The organism is Sphingobium sp. ZW T5_29 (assembly GCF_044987515.1).
Classification (GTDB): domain Bacteria; phylum Pseudomonadota; class Alphaproteobacteria; order Sphingomonadales; family Sphingomonadaceae; genus Sphingobium.
Genome location: NZ_JBJDRM010000034.1, coordinates 1 through 692, shown reverse-complemented (window position 1 = coordinate 692; position 692 = coordinate 1). Strand labels below are relative to the sequence as shown.

The window sequence follows — 692 nt, the reverse complement described above, 5'->3', positions numbered from 1 at the left end:
TAGCCGTCGCATTGGACGATGCCGGTGAAGTCGCCAAGCAACCTTTCCGCCCAGACTTTCCCGCGACCCGGCATGTAGGTGTAGACGACCGCCGGTGGATCGGTGCCGCCATGCGCCCCATCATCACGAGCGATCGCCCAGAGATATCCCGTCTTCACCTTGCCGGTGCCGGGCGCCAGGACCTTGGCGGTGGTCTCATCGACGAACAGCCTCGCGCCCGTCAGCAGTTCCGCTTTCATCCGGTTGGTCAGGCGGCCAAGCCAGGCGGCGGCTCGACCCGCCCAGTTGCACATGGTTCCCCGGTCGATCCCGATGCCCTGACGCCGCAGCGCCTGTGCCTGCCGATAGAAGGGCGTGTGATCGGCATATTTCTTGACCAAAACATCCGCGATCAGCGCCTCGGTGGGCAGGCCGCCTGGCACCACATGCTTGGGCGCGGGTGCCTGGAAGACGCCGTCGCTGCATGCGCGGCACGCCATCCTTGGTCGGGACGTCACGATGACGCGATACTGGACCGGGATGACATCAAGCCGGCTCGATATGTCGCTGTCTATGCAATGCAGCGCGCCTCCGCAGCAGGGGCATTCCTTCTCTTCTGGAAGGATCACCTCCTCGATGCGGGTCAGGTGCGCCGGCAGCGACCCCCTTGCTGTCCCGCTTTCCCTTCGCGCCCGTTCCTTCTTCTGGCCTGC

At 65.0% G+C, this 692-nt stretch carries 1 protein-coding gene; it reads right to left on the bottom strand.

Going from position 1 to position 692, the window contains the following annotated elements; genetic code table 11:
- The coding region (gene tnpC, locus ACI3KQ_RS15920; protein WP_404959318.1) for an IS66 family transposase at window positions 1-692 on the bottom strand (692 nt) is incomplete at both ends.